Consider the following 13829-nt stretch of genomic DNA (forward strand, 5'->3'; position numbering starts at 1 on the left):
GAGACATGGTGGACGGTTTTAGATCTTCTTACCTGCCGTCACGATCTGCAAGTTCAAGTCGATTCGAGCGACACGATGTCTACTCCAGTAGACATCGTGGATGCCGTCCTCCGTCGTCTCCCTGATCGCTATGCACCTGCCATAAAAAGCCTTTCCAATCTTGTATTCCCGATTCCTCCAAAAGATTTCGCCTCCCACCTGTACCTTCCTGACCACATCCGCGTCGCTGTACTCCGGTTCCGCCGGTCGCTCCTGATATTCCCTTGGGCTGCCACTGTAACGAGCCGCCGGCACCGCCATGCCCAGCGCCTGATGAGGGCGTTTTTGGTTGTAGATGTCGCGCCAGGTATCAAACGCCCGTTGTGCGTCGTCGAGATCGGTGAAAAACCGGCCTTGCAGGACTTCATTTTTCAGGCTGCGGTGGAAGCGCTCCAGTTTTCCCTGAGTCTGAGGATGATAAGGCCGGGAGTGACCGACCTTAATGCCCTGGCTCATCAGCCAGACTTCCAGCGCAGTATAAACGCCAGTCTGATCGCCCCATGGCGAGCCGTTGTCCATCGTCATGCGCAACGGCAGGCCGTAGCGTCGAAACGTCCGGATTAGATGGTCTTGTACAGTTTGGCGCTGTTCATTGGCACATGCGGCAATGCATAGCGAAAAGCGTGAGTGGTCGTCCAGTATTGTGAATGGATGGCAGCGTCCGTGGCTCAGACTGAAATGTCCCTTGAAGTCGATCTGCCATAGATCGTTAGGCGCTTCGTGCTCAAAGCGGATAAATGGTTTGATCTCGGTAGCCTTTGGATCAACACGCGAATGACGCTGCAAAACCGCATGCACAGTGCTGACAGAGGGCATCACAGCGCCTTCATCTTCCAGCACGCGCTTGAGCTTGCGGGCACCCCAGGCCTCGTATCGCTGACTCATGGTCAGAATCCGCTGCTCAACCTCATCAGCACAACGTTTCGGTGATGTTTTCGGTCGACGGGACTGATCGTGCAACCCCTCTACACCTGATATTTCAAACCTGTTGAGCCATTTGTAGGCAGTACTTGGGCTGATATTGAATCGACGGCAAAGCTGCCGAACATTCGCTCCTTCTTGCCGAGCTAAATGCACAAACTCTGTACGAAGTTGCATGGTGGATGCCTCTTGCCAGGACACAGGTCATCTCCTTGATGATGAGCAATGTGCCTATTAAAAAGTGTCCACCATGTCTCCGAACACCTGTCCACCATGTGTCCGGTACATACACTCCCAGGGGGAGAGGGGACTAACCGAGTTGTTCTATCGAGTTACGCCGACCTGAAATACCGAGCCGAACTCAAGTTTTGAAGAACTCCAAATCGGCTCCCTCTCCCTCGGGAGAGGGCTGGGGTGAGGGGCGAGGATTTCGAACGCACCCAAAATCCCCACCTATGAAAAAGGCGCCCTTTGACAGGCGCCTTTTTCACGGCCGGAATATGTCGCTACTCCTGTGGCAAGGGGATGTTATCCCCCGATCAACTGCGTACGGTCGCCGTCAGTTCTATGCCTGCTCGCCACCAAGCCTCATTCACCACCACGTGAACGTTCGGTCAATCGCCTTAGAACTTATAGCCCAAGCCGACCATGTAGATGAACGGATCGACATCGACGTTGACCCGAGCACGAGTGCCCGGCGCGACGGCGTTGTTTTCGACGGTAGCGCGGGTGTCGATGTCGATGTAGCGCACCTGGGCGTTGAGCATGATGTTGTCGGTCAGCATGTAGTCGGCACCGACCTGCCAGGCCAGGCCCCAGGAGTTTTTCGCCTTGAAGTTGCTGAAGCCGTTGGCGCTGGCTTCACTGCCGACGTGCTCGTCATAGATCCAGGTGTAGTTGATGCCGCCGCCGACGTAAGGCTGGAACGCCGATTTCGAATCCAGCGGGTAGTACACGACGCTGAGGGTCGGTGGCAGGTGTTTCAGGGTGCCGAGCTTGCCATTGGCAGCCGGCAGGGCGGTGCCCTTGAGTTTGACGTCATGCTCGAACGGCGTGGCCGCGAGCAGTTCGAGGCCGACGTGGTCGGTGAGCATGTACGCGAAGTTCAGACCCAGTTGGGTGTCGCTGCTCATGGTCGCCTTGCCGCCCAGATTCGCGCCGCTCAACGGACCCTGATCGACCTTGACGCTGGAGCTGTCGGCCTTCGGGTTGACGGTGATCGCACCGGCGCGGATCAGAATGTCGCCGGCCTCGTGGGCGTGGGCGAGCGGGGCTGCGAGCGCGAGGGCAAACAGCGAGGCGCTGAGCAAGGACTTGTTCATGGGGGCTCCGAAAGGACATAAGAAAAATCTGATGCCCTATGGTACGAAGCCAGCTGATCCGGTCTTTTGACTCAGCTCAATGAAACTGTGATGGGAAAGTTTTGCGGAACCTTTGATGGCCCTATCGCGAGCAGGCTCACTCCTACATTTGGAACGCGTTCCCCTGTAGGAGTGAGCCTGCTCGCGATACCAACTGATCAGACAATACAAAACTGCAGGACTCACTCCGGCAGCTCATACGCATAAATCTTCTGCGCCTCCATCTGATACCCGGCATCCGCCAGTTCGCTGCTCGATGCCTTGACCTGCAACGGCCCCTCGACCCAGTACGGCTGATACAGCTCATCGAGCTTCACACCGAGTTCGCTTTTCACATGCACGATCTGGTTCGACGGCGGTGGCGGCACATGGATGCAGGCGCCGAAATACGGCACCAGCAGGAAATCCGTGGTGCGGCCTTCTTCGCTGACTTCCAGCGGCACGATGTAGCCTGGCAAACGAATGTTCTGGCCGTCGAGGCTCTGTACCACCGGCGCATTCGGCAGGTCCTGCTTGGCCGCCGGGGCGGATTCGGCCGACAGCGCATCGCCCATCTTCGACAGGTCATGCAACGGGGTCATGTTCGGCACTTCCGGTGCGGCGTCCGGCGGAATCATTTCCGACCACGTCAGGTCCTTCGGCGCTGCCGCCCAAACGGGCAGGGCGATCAGCAACAGCAGCGCGAGCACGGCGCGGGGCATGGTGAACTTCCTCATAAACGGATCGACAGGCCGTCGGCCAGGGATTGGCGATAAGCGCGCCAGGCCGGCACGCTGCCCATCAGCAGCGCGGCCGCCAGAATGCCACCGAGCAGCGTCCATTCATACTCGCTCGGCCACGCCAGCGGCAGATACAACCCGTAGTTGGCCTGCACGTAACCCTGCGCGGCGGCGATGCCGATGTACAACAGCGCCAGTCCGGCGATCGCCCCGGTCAGCGCCAGGGCAAACGCCTCCAGCACCAGCAGGCTTGCGATGTGCCATGGCCGCGCGCCCACCGAACGCAGAATCGCCATCTCGCGGCGCCGCTCGTTGAGGCTGGTGAGAATCGCCGTGAGCATGCCGATCAACCCGGTCAGCACCACAAACAGCGAGACCACGAACAACGCTTTTTCTGCAGTGCTCATCAAACTCCACAATTCCTGCAGCGCCACGCCAGGCAGAATCGCCAGCATCGGCTCACCGCGAAATTCATTGATCTCGCGCTGCAAGGCGAAGGTGGAGATCTTGCTGTTGAGGCCGAGCATGAACGCGGTGATCGCTTGCGGCGTCAGGTCCATGTTACGCGCCTGATCCGCGCTGATCCGGCCGTTGCCGCGCGCCGGCACACCGTTGTGCCAATCGATGTGGATCGCTTCCATGCCGCCGAGACTGATGTGCAGCGTGCGATCGACCGGGGTACCGGTGCGCTGCAAAATGCCGACCACGGTGAACGGTTTGTCGTCGTGCTTGACCAGGCTGATCGCCGCGACGCCGTGGGCCAGCACCAGTTTGTCGCCGAGCTTGTAGTGCAAGGCTTCGGCCACTTCGGCACCGAGCACCACTTCGAACGGATCTGTCGCAAACGCGCGCCCGTCGGCCAGCGCCAAGTGCTGCTGACGCCCGTATTGGTAGTGCTCGAAATAGGCTTCGGTGGTGCCCATCACCCGGTAGCCGCGATGCGAGTCGCCGAGGGACATCGGGATCGCCCACTTCACTTTCGGGTTGTTGGCGAAGTGCTCGAAACTGTCCCAGCGAATATTGTTGGTGGCGTTGCCGATGCGAAACACCGAGTACAACAGCAGGTTCACCGAGCCGGAACGCGCGCCGACGATCAGGTCGGTGCCGCTGATGGTGCTGGCGAAACTGGCTTTGGCTTCGGTGCGCACGCGCTCGACCGCCAGCAGCAAGCACACTGATAAAGCGATGGCGAACGCGGTGAGCAAAGCGGTGAAACGGCGGTTGGCCAGGCTGGCCATGGCCAGACGAAACAGATACATCTCAGACCTCGGCAGACGTGGCGGCGCGATTGAGTTCGGCCAGGGACAGGTGACGATCGAACAGCGGCGCCAGGCTTTGATCGTGACTGACGAATAGCAGGCTGGAGCCCGCCTCGCGGCATTCGGCGAACAACAGGCGAATGAAGTTCTCCCGGGCGTCGTAGTCCAGCGCCGAAGTCGGCTCGTCAGCGATCACCAGTTCCGGCTGGCCGATCAGAGCGCGCGCAGCGGCGACCCGTTGTTGCTGGCCGATCGACAAGGAATCGGCGCGGCGGCTGAGGAGGCTTTCGTCCTTCAACCCCAAGTGAGCGAGCAGGGTCGCGGCGGCCTGATCGACGCTGCCATGGCGCTGTTTCGCTCGCTGGGCGCGCAGTTTCGAAAAATGGCAGGGCAGTTCAACGTTCTCGCGCACCGAGAGAAACGGCAGCAGGTTGAACTGCTGGAAAATGTAGCCGGTATGGTCGACACGAAAGGTGTCGCGGGCACCGGCAGACAGCTCGGTCAGTTCCTGGCCGAGCAGGCGAATGCTGCCACGGCCCGGCTTCTGCACACCGCCGAGCAAACCGAGTAGGGTGGTCTTGCCGCTGCCGCTCGGGCCTTTGAGAAACAGGGTCTCGCCGGCTTCCAGACGAAACGCCGGAATGTCCAGCAACGGCGGGTGACCGGGCCAGTTGAAGCCCAGGTCGGACAGTTCGATGAGTGCTTGGGTCATGTGCAACCGGTCAGGTAATTGAGTGACGCTTTTGTAGGAGTGAGCCTGCTCGCGATAGCGTCGTGTCAGTTGATAACAAGTTGTCTGACATACCGCTATCGCGAGCAGGCTCACTCCTACAGGGGATCTTCATACAGCTCAGAATTTCAGCGACGCCGCCTTGGCCGTCACTTCCGTACCTTGCTGGCCGCTGGCGCTGATCAGTTGTACCTGAATCTTCTGCGTGGCCGGGAAGGTCTTGAACAGGTTCGCCAGATCCAGCGTCTTCAACGCGCCCGGCGTAGTGCAGGTGAACTGATAGTGCGCATGGATTTCGCTGTGCTCGTGGTGATGCTCATGACCGTCCTTGTCCGCTTCATCTTCGTCATGATCGTCGGCTTCCGGCTTGTCGCCGAACAGCGGACTTTCCAGTTCCTGACTGGCCACCTTGCAACCGGCCGCCGCCGGCAGGCTGAACAGCGCCAACGGTTTTTCCAGCTGCGCACGAGCGGCAGCGACCTTGGCCTTGTCAGCGTCCGAAGTGGCCGCATGCTCGAAACCCACCAGGTTCATCGCCGGGCTTTCCAGCTCAAGCTCCAGAGTCTGGCCATCGAGCGCAGCATTCAGTCGACCCACGCCATGCTCATGGGCGCCGAGGCTGCCGTGCTCATGGTCATGATCGTGGTCATGCTCGTCAGCGGCGTAGGCAACGGCCAGCGGCAACAGGGCAAACGGCAAAGCGAGCAACAAACGACGCATGGCGAACTCCAGAGCGTAAAGTGAAAAGTGAAAAGTTTGTTATGTAATCTTATAACGAAAGCGCACAGAGTTTGCCCGTGTGCTCCGCTTTGCGCAAGACATGACTATGCACCGCCCGTGATGGATTTACGGGCGGTGCATAGACTCGATGTCACGCTTGTTGAATCAGAAGCCTGCGCCGGGATATTCAAACCAATAGTGTCCCGATAGGACATTGTTGATCAGATTAGCGTCGAAAACGCCAGGAGCGTCGCGAGTGAAACGCTGTCGCCAAGCAGGCAGCCACCAGTAATTGATGGCCGTTCCGCGTGGCAATAATACGAGTTTCATCACTTCTTGATCGATGCTGTGCTCTGCGTACAGTAGATGGCTGCGATCCATGAAGGCCATGTATTCAGTGATTGGCAACTCGAACATCAACGCTGTGGTGAAGATTTTTTCAGTCTGGCTGAACGCCGGGCTTTGCAGTATTTGCAAGGCCTCGCAGACGTAAGTCTCCGGCTGGTTGATAATGGTTTGGCCATCGAGAGTGGAAATTATGTCGAATCGATCGTCCATATCTTTCCAGTCGGTGCGGTTGTTTCGCTCGAAGTAGTCGCGAATGACATGCGTAAGTGGGCCTGAGGCAGCGTCATCTGGGGGACACGCTGAAAAATCCGCAGGTGACCAGAATCGCCATACCACGATGAGCAAGAGCGGGATTGTCAGAAGGAACCAGTAAGACCGTTTCATTGTGGAGTGCTGTACTTGTAGCCTCCCTTGGAGGCCAGTTTTCTTCCCGAAGACATTAGGGATCCTTCCCGCGAAAAAAGAAATTAATGTAGTCGATCGCCCGAGAATTACCAGATGTGTTTGACGGCCTTTACTTGGCGCTACACAAGTCCCGTGGGAGCATGCAGGTCGGAAAAAGGCAGGAGCGAAATCAATGTTGCGGATACGCGGAACCGTCGGCGCGCTGCCGGTGGATTTGACGGTGGAGCTGGATGACAGTGACTGGGCCAGGCTTGGTTCGGTGCTGAGTGCTCAGGCACCGCTTGCGCCGTCTGAAGTGGCTGCAGCGGTGCCGGCGGCGAAACCGCAGGGGCAGGACGATGCGTTGTGGCAGGTGGCGAAGGATCTGTTGCGTCAGGCCGGGCAGCTCAGCGGGCCGGACCTGCTTGATCAGTTGGAAGGGCTGACCGGCAGTGCGGCGGCCGGCAAGCGTTTGCTGGTGCGCTTGCGCCACAGTTCGCAGGTGAAAGTGCAGAGCGGCGCCGACACGCCGCTCTATAGCTGGATCGAGTGAACGCTTAGTACAGCGCGGCGAAGACCTTGCGGCGGTAAGCGGTCACCAGCGGGTGATCGTTGCCGAGCAGTTCGAACACTTGCAGCAGGGTCTTGTGCGGCAGGCCTTCGCCGTAGCTGCGGTTGCGGATGAACAGTTTGAGCAGGGCTTCCAGCGCCGCCTCGTATTGCTGACGCGCCAGTTGCTGGATCGCCAGTTGATAGGCCGCTTCATCGTCCTGCGGGTTTTGCGCCAGACGGCTTTTCAGCTCGGCGGCGTCCGGCAGGTCGCGGGCCAGCCCGAGGAACTGGATCTGCGCCTTGGCGCCGGCCAGTGCGGCCTTGTGCTCGTCACTCTTGACCGCGTCGAGTACGGTCTGCGCTTCACTCAGCTCACCGCGCTCGGTCAGGCAGCGGGCATACAGAATCAGCGCCTTGGCATTGCTGTTGTCTTCCTGGAGCATGGCTACCAGCGCCGCTTCGGCGTCGGCGTAGCGTCCGTCATCGAACAGCGCCTGAGCCTGTTCGAACGGGTCGGCAGCGGCCGGTGGCGGCATTTGCACATGTGGTTCGAGCAGCGCGCGCACGGCGGATTCAGGTTGCGCACCGGCAAAACCGTCGACCGGTTGACCGTCCTTGAACAGCACCACGGTCGGCAGGCTGCGAATGCCGAAGCGGGCGACGATGTCCTGCTCGACGTCGCAATTGACCTTGGCCAGCAGCAACTCGCCCTGATAGCTCTCGGCGATGCCTTGCAGCATCGGCATCAGCGCCTTGCACGGCGCGCACCATTCGGCCCAGAAATCCACCAGCACCGGTTTGTTGAAAGAAGCCTCGATCACCGACTGGTCGAAATCGGCCGTCGTGGCGTCGAAGATGTACGGCGTTTGCTCACTCATGGGGGATCTCGTCAAAGCGTGGATGGGGCAACTATAAGGCTTGCCGGGGGGTGGCCGGAAGCGGGGCAGGTTTTGAAGGTGTGTCGTCTGAGCGGGTGCTTTCGCGAGCAGGCTCGCTCCCACAGAGGATTTGTGAACGCCACAAATCAAATGTGGGAGCCAGCCTGCTGGCGATGCTTTCAGCTAGCGCCGCGCATGGTAGAGGCTGACATGTCTGAATTCTTCGGGCTCGGCCAGATCGGGGAGGGTCATCGCCTCGAGCATCTCGATCCGCTCATATAGCGGATGCTGGAAATCCCGCACCCGCGAATCCGCCACCAGCGCCTCGCGCCCGCGGCTGAGAAACGCATCGAGCAGCGGCAGATTCGCCCGGTCGTACAGCACATCCGCGACCAGTATCAGATCGAAGCGATCGGCTTCTGCAAAGAAATCCGTCGAATAACTCATCTGCACATCATTGAGCAGGGCATTGGCCCGACACGCCGCAATCGCCAGCGGATCGAGATCGCAGGCCACCACTTCCAGCGCGCCGGCTTTCACCGCCGCGATCCCGGCAATCCCGGAACCGGCGCCGAAATCCAGCACGCGCTTGCCGCGCACCCACTCGGGAAACTCCGCCAGATAGCGCGCCACCGCCAGGCCGCTGGCCCAGCAGAAACTCCAGTAGGGCGGCTCGTGCAGGATGCGCTGGGTTTCTTCCTGGCTGAATTCGCGGGCCATGTTGTCGCCGTCGATCAGCCACAGCTGCAAATCGGTGTCCGGCAACGCGCAGGCTTTCAATCTGGCGTCGCCGAGCAATTCGCCCAAGGCCTGTTGCAGGTCGAGCGGTGCCGTCATGGGGCTTTGACAAATTGCAGTTGGCCCAGCGCCTGGGTGGTCGGCTGAGTAATGGTCTGCGACGGCAGATGCAGAATCAACTGACCGGACTGGCTGGCGCGACCACGCAGCTCAACCCGCGCACCGGCCGGGAAGGCCTCGGGGTTGAAGCGCAGGCGAAACGGCAGCAGCTGATTGGTGCCGATCAGACTGGAGCTGGCGAGCAGTTGTTGCGGGCGATCCTTTTCATCGATCACCAGCAGCGCCAGTTCAACTTCGGCCCCGGCGGGTACGCCTTGCAGCGTGCCGCTCAGCTCCCGTTGATAGGCCGGCAGCGGGCCGAGTTCGGCGGCCTCTTTGGCTTTTTTCTGTGCCTGCTGTGGCGCTGGGCCTGGCGTTGGCGGCTGCAGCTTGGGCGCGTCGCTGCCACAGGCCACCAGCAGGCTGAAAAGACTGAGCAATACGAGCGGACGTAACGGCATTGGAGGCTCCGGCAGAATGAATTCCATGGATCAAACAATCATGCCGTTCTGTATACCGCAAAGGCTATGGCTTGTCTTGCCACCGGGATGCGCTACCATGGCCCTCCCTTTTTTTGTTGCCAGCCACCATGCACTGTCCCTTCTGCGGTGCCAACGACACCAAGGTCATCGACTCGCGTCTGGTCGCCGAGGGCGAACAGGTGCGCCGCCGGCGTGAATGCCTGGCCTGCGGCGAACGTTTCACGACGTTCGAGACGGCCGAACTGGTGTTGCCGCGCCTGATCAAAACCGACGGTAGCCGTCAGCCGTTCGACGAAGAAAAACTCCGTGCCGGCATGCAGCGCGCGCTGGAGAAACGTCCGGTGAGCGTCGAGCGCCTCGAATCCTCTCTGGTCCACATCAAGCACAAGTTGCGCGCCACCGGCGAGCGCGAGGTCAAATCCCTCGTCGTCGGCGAACTGGTGATGGCCGAACTGCAAAAGCTCGATGAAGTCGCCTACATTCGTTTCGCCTCGGTGTACAAACGCTTCCAGGACCTCAACGAATTCCGCGAAGAGATCGACCGCCTCGCCCGCGAACCGGTGCAAGAATGACCGCCGCCGAGCAGGCCATCCTCGACGCGCATTTCATGGCGCGCGCGCTGGAACTGGCACGCAAAGGTCACTACACCACCCATCCCAACCCGCGGGTCGGTTGCGTGGTGGTGCGCGATGGGCAGATTGTCGGCGAAGGCTGGCATGAGCGCGCCGGCGAACCGCACGCTGAAGTCCATGCGCTGCGCGCTGCCGGTGAGCAAGCCCGCGGTGCCACGGCCTATGTCACCCTCGAACCGTGCAGCCACCATGGCCGCACGCCGCCGTGCGCCGATGCGCTGGTGAATGCCGGCGTGGCGCGGGTAGTAGCAGCGATGCGTGACCCCAATCCGCAAGTCGCCGGACGCGGTTTGCAGCGCCTGGCCGATGCCGGCATCGCCACCGCAAGCGGCGTGCTGGAGGCCGAAGCGCGCGCGCTCAATCTAGGCTTTCTGAAACGCATGGAGCACGGCTTGCCGTTCGTGCGGGTCAAGCTGGCGATGAGCCTCGATGGCCGCACGGCGATGGAGAGCGGCGAGAGCCAGTGGATCACCGGCCCGGCGGCGCGTTCGGCGGTTCAGCGCTTGCGTGCCGAGGCGGCGGTGGTGCTGACCGGCGCCGATACCGTGTTGGCCGACGGTGCGCGCTTGACCGTGCGTGCTGACGAGTTGGGTCTGGACGCCGAGCAAACCGCGCAAGTCATGAGTCGCCCGCCGTTGCGCGTGCTGATCGACGGGCGCCTGCGGGTGCCGCTGGATGCGCCGTTCTTCAAGGCCGGCCCGGCGCTGGTCGCCACCTGCGTGGCGGTCGAAGAACAGTACGCCAACGGCCCGGAATGCTTGATCGTTCCGGGTGATGACGGTCAGGTCGACCTGCATCAATTGCTGCTGGAGCTGGCCCATCGCGGCGTAAATGAGGTGCTGGTCGAGGCCGGTCCGCGTCTGGCCGGGGCTTTCGCGCAGCTTGGTCTGGTCGACGAGTTCGTGATCTTTATGGCCGGCAAGTTTCTCGGTTCCACGGCGCGTCCGCTGCTCGACTGGCCGCTGGCCTCTATGAAGGATGCGCCGGAGCTGAAAATCACTGAAATTCGTGCGGTCGGCGATGACTGGCGAGTCACTGCCCGCCCTGTCCCTGCGGCGCGCGTATAATTCCCGGCCATCGCCTTAGCGCTGGCTCCGTTCTCAAGGAGAACCCCATGTTTACCGGCATCATCGAATCCATCGGCAGCATCCGTGCACTGACCCCCAAGGGCGGCGATGTGCGTGTGCATGTCGACACCGGCAAGCTCGACCTGAGCGACGTCAAACTCGGCGACAGCATCGCCGTCAACGGCGTCTGCCTGACCGCAGTTGAGCTGCCGGGCAACGGTTTTGCCGCCGACGTCAGCCGCGAAACCCTCGACTGCACCGCCATGAACGACCTGAAAAGCGGCAGCCCGGTCAATCTGGAAAAAGCCCTGACCCCGACCACCCGTCTCGGCGGGCATCTGGTCAGCGGCCACGTCGACGGTGTCGGCGAAGTGGTATCGCGCAGCGACAACGCGCGCGCCGTGGAATTCTGCATCCGCGCGCCAAAGGAACTCGCCAAATACATCGCCCATAAAGGCTCGATCACCGTCGATGGCACCAGCCTGACCGTGAACGCCGTCGATGGCGCCGAATTCATGCTGACGATCATCCCGCACACCCTGAGTGAAACCATCATGGGGTCGTACAAGCCAGGTCGCCGGGTGAATCTTGAGGTCGACCTGCTGGCGCGTTATCTGGAGCGTCTGCTGCTGGGTGACAAGGCCGCCGAGAAGACCGCTGGCAGCACGATCACCGAAAGCTTTCTGGCCCAGAACGGCTACCTCAAATCCTGAAGCTCAAAATATAAGAAGGGGGTGCCTTGTGGCGCTCAACAGCATCGAAGAACTGGTTGAAGACATCCGCCAAGGCAAAATGGTCATCCTCATGGATGACGAAGACCGCGAGAACGAAGGCGACCTGATCATGGCCGCCGAGTGCTGCCAGGCCGAGCATATCAACTTCATGGCCAAGCACGCCCGTGGCCTGATCTGCATGCCGATGAGCCGCGAGCGCTGTGAGCTGTTGAAGCTGCCGTTGATGGCACCGCGCAACGGTTCCGGCTTCGGCACCAAGTTCACCGTCTCGATCGAAGCCGCCGAAGGCGTGACCACCGGCATCTCCGCCGCTGACCGCGCGCGCACCGTGCAGGCGGCTGCCGCCAAAGACGCCAAGGCTGAAGACATCGTCAGCCCGGGCCACATTTTCCCGCTGATGGCCCAGGCCGGCGGCACCCTCGCGCGCGCCGGCCACACCGAAGCGGCGTGCGATCTGGCGCGCATGGCCGGTTACGAGCCAAGCGGGGTGATCTGCGAAGTGATGAACGATGACGGCACCATGTCCCGTCGCGCCGAACTCGAAGCCTTCGCCGCCGAACACAACATCAAGATCGGCACCATCGCCGACCTGATTCACTATCGGATGATCCACGAACGTACCGTTCAGCGGATTGCCGAGCAGCCACTGGACAGCGAACTGGGCCAATTCAACCTGGTGACCTATCGTGATTCGGTGGAAGGCGACGTGCACATGGCGCTGACCCTGGGCACCGTTTGTGCCGAAGAGCCGACGCTGGTGCGCGTGCACAACATGGACCCGCTGCGCGACCTGTTGATGGTCAAGCAACCGGGTCGCTGGAGCCTGCGCGCCGCCATGGCTGCGGTCGCCGAGGCGGGCAGCGGTGTGGTGTTGTTGCTCGGCCATCCGCTCGATGGTGATGTATTGCTGGCGCACATTCGCGAAACCGGCGATCAGCCAGCGCCGAAAAAACCGACCACTTACAGCATCGTCGGTGCCGGTTCGCAGATCCTGCGCGACCTCGGCGTGCGCAAAATGCGTTTGATGAGCGCACCGATGAAGTTTAACGCGATATCCGGTTTCGATCTGGAAGTTGTAGAATACGTGCCCTCCGAATAATGACCGGCTGTTTCCGGATTCCAATTCGCGGCAAATAATCACTGAGGGGCGCGTAGCAGACGCGTCCCGGCTCTTTAAGAGAACTGACGAATGACCCTGAAGACCATCGAAGGTACCTTCATCGCCCCCAAAGGCCGCTACGCTCTGGTAGTGGGCCGCTTCAACAGCTTCGTGGTTGAAAGCCTGGTCAGCGGTGCCGTTGATGCCCTGGTTCGCCACGGCGTGAGCGAAAGCGACATCACCATCATCCGCGCACCGGGCGCCTTCGAAATCCCGCTGGTTGCGCAGAAAGTCGCGCAGAAAGGCGAGTTCGCCGCAATCATCGCCCTCGGCGCGGTCATTCGTGGCGGCACCCCGCACTTCGAATACGTGGCGGGCGAATGCACCAAGGGTCTGGCTCAGGTATCCATGGAGTTCGGCGTGCCGGTCGCGTTCGGCGTCCTGACCGTTGATTCCATCGAGCAAGCCATCGAACGTTCCGGCACCAAGGCCGGTAACAAAGGTGCCGAAGCTGCCCTGTCCGCTCTGGAAATGGTCAGCCTGCTGGCGCAGTTGGAGGCCAAGTGATTAGCGACGAAAGCGATCGTTTCAACCCGCGCGATCCGAAACCTGCGGATGCCGGCAAGCCCTCGAAAAGCGTCAAGCGTCGCGAAGCCCGTCAGCTCGCGACTCAGGCGCTGTACCAGTGGCACATGGCCAAGCAATCGCTGAACGAGATCGAAGCGCAGTTTCGCGTTGATAACGATTTCACCGATGTCGACGGCGCCTACTTCCGCGAGATCCTGCACGGGGTTCCGCAATTCAAGAGCGAAATCGACACCGCCCTGACGCCTTGCCTGGATCTGGCGATCGAAGAGCTGGACCCGGTTGAACTGGCGGTTCTGCGCCTGTCCACCTGGGAACTGCTCAAGCGCGTCGACGTGCCGTACCGCGTGGTGATCAACGAAGGTATCGAACTGGCGAAAGTCTTCGGTTCGACCGACGGCCACAAGTTCGTCAACGGCGTGCTCGACAAGCTGGCCCCGCGCCTGCGTGAAGCTGAAGTGAAGGCGTTCAAGCGCTGATTG

17 protein-coding genes are annotated in these 13829 nt (G+C 60.9%); 7 read left to right on the forward strand and 10 right to left on the reverse strand.

Annotation, left to right across the window (positions count from 1 at the left end; translation table 11 throughout):
* Positions 1-18: 18 nt before the first annotated feature.
* From J3P75_RS03635 to J3P75_RS03665, 7 genes are all read right to left on the reverse strand, one after another.
* Entirely contained in the window at positions 19-1161 is a 1143-nt protein-coding gene (locus J3P75_RS03635) for an IS481 family transposase (RefSeq protein ID WP_434709348.1), read from the reverse strand.
* Between the two features lie 422 nt (positions 1162-1583).
* A complete protein-coding gene (locus J3P75_RS03640) occupies positions 1584-2282 on the reverse strand; it encodes an OmpW/AlkL family protein (protein ID WP_016985285.1) in 699 nt (232 codons plus the stop codon).
* Between the two features lie 221 nt (positions 2283-2503).
* Positions 2504-3022 carry a DUF3299 domain-containing protein gene (locus J3P75_RS03645; protein WP_203419672.1) on the reverse strand — a complete coding sequence of 173 codons (519 nt, stop codon included), beginning with the start codon at positions 3020-3022 and terminating at the stop codon, positions 2504-2506.
* Positions 3023-3033: 11 nt separating this feature from the next.
* Complete coding sequence (locus J3P75_RS03650) at positions 3034-4299, reverse strand: ABC transporter permease (protein WP_434709349.1); 1266 nt, start codon at positions 4297-4299, stop codon at positions 3034-3036.
* Position 4300: 1 nt separating this feature from the next.
* Entirely contained in the window at positions 4301-5011 is a 711-nt protein-coding gene (locus J3P75_RS03655) for an ABC transporter ATP-binding protein (protein ID WP_090286721.1), read from the reverse strand.
* A gap of 138 nt (positions 5012-5149) precedes the next feature.
* Positions 5150-5749, reverse strand: coding sequence for a DUF2796 domain-containing protein (locus J3P75_RS03660; RefSeq protein WP_434709350.1), 600 nt, complete (start codon positions 5747-5749; stop codon positions 5150-5152).
* 165 nt (positions 5750-5914) lie between these two features.
* Positions 5915-6481, reverse strand: a complete 567-nt coding sequence (locus J3P75_RS03665; protein ID WP_434709352.1) for a hypothetical protein — start codon at positions 6479-6481, stop codon at positions 5915-5917.
* Between the two features lie 193 nt (positions 6482-6674).
* Here J3P75_RS03665 and J3P75_RS03670 point away from each other — a divergent pair, with 193 nt between their 5' ends.
* Positions 6675-7034 carry a hypothetical protein gene (locus J3P75_RS03670; RefSeq protein ID WP_434709353.1) on the forward strand — a complete coding sequence of 120 codons (360 nt, stop codon included), beginning with the start codon at positions 6675-6677 and terminating at the stop codon, positions 7032-7034.
* Positions 7035-7038: 4 nt separating this feature from the next.
* Here J3P75_RS03670 and trxA read toward each other — a convergent pair whose 3' ends face one another.
* From trxA to J3P75_RS03685, 3 genes are all read right to left on the reverse strand, one after another.
* Positions 7039-7911, reverse strand: a complete 873-nt coding sequence (trxA, locus tag J3P75_RS03675) for a thioredoxin (protein WP_434709354.1) — start codon at positions 7909-7911, stop codon at positions 7039-7041.
* 183 nt (positions 7912-8094) lie between these two features.
* Positions 8095-8748 (reverse strand): class I SAM-dependent methyltransferase, encoded by a 654-nt coding sequence (locus tag J3P75_RS03680; RefSeq protein WP_434709355.1) that lies wholly within the window; start codon positions 8746-8748, stop codon positions 8095-8097.
* The gene (locus J3P75_RS03685; protein WP_434709356.1) at positions 8745-9209 is read right to left on the reverse strand and encodes a YbaY family lipoprotein; all 465 of its coding nucleotides are present in this window, start codon (positions 9207-9209) and stop codon (positions 8745-8747) included. The genes J3P75_RS03680 and J3P75_RS03685 overlap by 4 nt, the downstream gene beginning before the upstream one ends.
* Before the next feature lie 128 nt (positions 9210-9337).
* Here J3P75_RS03685 and nrdR point away from each other — a divergent pair, with 128 nt between their 5' ends.
* The 6 genes from nrdR to nusB all read left to right on the forward strand — a co-directional run bounded on the left by nrdR (position 9338) and on the right by nusB (position 13826).
* Positions 9338-9802 (forward strand): transcriptional regulator NrdR, encoded by a 465-nt coding sequence (gene nrdR / locus J3P75_RS03690; protein ID WP_172833237.1) that lies wholly within the window; start codon positions 9338-9340, stop codon positions 9800-9802.
* Positions 9799-10929, forward strand: a complete 1131-nt coding sequence (gene ribD, locus J3P75_RS03695; RefSeq protein ID WP_434709357.1) for a bifunctional diaminohydroxyphosphoribosylaminopyrimidine deaminase/5-amino-6-(5-phosphoribosylamino)uracil reductase RibD — start codon at positions 9799-9801, stop codon at positions 10927-10929. The genes nrdR and ribD overlap by 4 nt, the downstream gene beginning before the upstream one ends.
* 47 nt (positions 10930-10976) lie before the next feature.
* Positions 10977-11642, forward strand: a complete 666-nt coding sequence (locus J3P75_RS03700; protein WP_434709358.1) for a riboflavin synthase — start codon at positions 10977-10979, stop codon at positions 11640-11642.
* Between the two features lie 28 nt (positions 11643-11670).
* Positions 11671-12762 carry a bifunctional 3,4-dihydroxy-2-butanone-4-phosphate synthase/GTP cyclohydrolase II gene (gene ribBA, locus J3P75_RS03705; protein WP_093097920.1) on the forward strand — a complete coding sequence of 364 codons (1092 nt, stop codon included), beginning with the start codon at positions 11671-11673 and terminating at the stop codon, positions 12760-12762.
* A gap of 90 nt (positions 12763-12852) precedes the next feature.
* The gene (gene ribH / locus J3P75_RS03710) at positions 12853-13329 is read left to right on the forward strand and encodes a 6,7-dimethyl-8-ribityllumazine synthase (protein ID WP_003228649.1); all 477 of its coding nucleotides are present in this window, start codon (positions 12853-12855) and stop codon (positions 13327-13329) included.
* A complete protein-coding gene (nusB, locus tag J3P75_RS03715; RefSeq protein ID WP_434595141.1) occupies positions 13326-13826 on the forward strand; it encodes a transcription antitermination factor NusB in 501 nt (166 codons plus the stop codon). Before ribH ends, nusB begins: the two co-directional genes overlap by 4 nt.
* Positions 13827-13829: the final 3 nt, after the last annotated feature.

Origin of the sequence: Pseudomonas sp. R1-1 (assembly GCF_051132135.1) — a bacterium.
Lineage (GTDB): Bacteria > Pseudomonadota > Gammaproteobacteria > Pseudomonadales > Pseudomonadaceae > Aquipseudomonas.

Bases quoted from the DNA above. Each gene is read 5' to 3' on its own strand.
- J3P75_RS03640 (WP_016985285.1), bottom strand. From the start codon at position 2,282: ATGAACAAGTCCTTGCTCAGCGCCTCGCTGTTTGCCCTCGCGCTCGCA.
- J3P75_RS03645 (WP_203419672.1), bottom strand. From the start codon at position 3,022: ATGCCCCGCGCCGTGCTCGCGCTGCTGTTGCTGATCGCCCTGCCCGTT.
- J3P75_RS03650 (WP_434709349.1), bottom strand. From the start codon at position 4,299: ATGTATCTGTTTCGTCTGGCCATGGCCAGCCTGGCCAACCGCCGTTTC.
- J3P75_RS03655 (WP_090286721.1), bottom strand. From the start codon at position 5,011: ATGACCCAAGCACTCATCGAACTGTCCGACCTGGGCTTCAACTGGCCC.
- J3P75_RS03660 (WP_434709350.1), bottom strand. From the start codon at position 5,749: ATGCGTCGTTTGTTGCTCGCTTTGCCGTTTGCCCTGTTGCCGCTGGCC.
- J3P75_RS03665 (WP_434709352.1), bottom strand. From the start codon at position 6,481: ATGAAACGGTCTTACTGGTTCCTTCTGACAATCCCGCTCTTGCTCATC.
- J3P75_RS03670 (WP_434709353.1), top strand. From the start codon at position 6,675: ATGTTGCGGATACGCGGAACCGTCGGCGCGCTGCCGGTGGATTTGACG.
- trxA (WP_434709354.1), bottom strand. From the start codon at position 7,911: ATGAGTGAGCAAACGCCGTACATCTTCGACGCCACGACGGCCGATTTC.
- J3P75_RS03680 (WP_434709355.1), bottom strand. From the start codon at position 8,748: ATGACGGCACCGCTCGACCTGCAACAGGCCTTGGGCGAATTGCTCGGC.
- J3P75_RS03685 (WP_434709356.1), bottom strand. From the start codon at position 9,209: ATGCCGTTACGTCCGCTCGTATTGCTCAGTCTTTTCAGCCTGCTGGTG.
- nrdR (WP_172833237.1), top strand. From the start codon at position 9,338: ATGCACTGTCCCTTCTGCGGTGCCAACGACACCAAGGTCATCGACTCG.
- ribD (WP_434709357.1), top strand. From the start codon at position 9,799: ATGACCGCCGCCGAGCAGGCCATCCTCGACGCGCATTTCATGGCGCGC.
- J3P75_RS03700 (WP_434709358.1), top strand. From the start codon at position 10,977: ATGTTTACCGGCATCATCGAATCCATCGGCAGCATCCGTGCACTGACC.
- ribH (WP_003228649.1), top strand. From the start codon at position 12,853: ATGACCCTGAAGACCATCGAAGGTACCTTCATCGCCCCCAAAGGCCGC.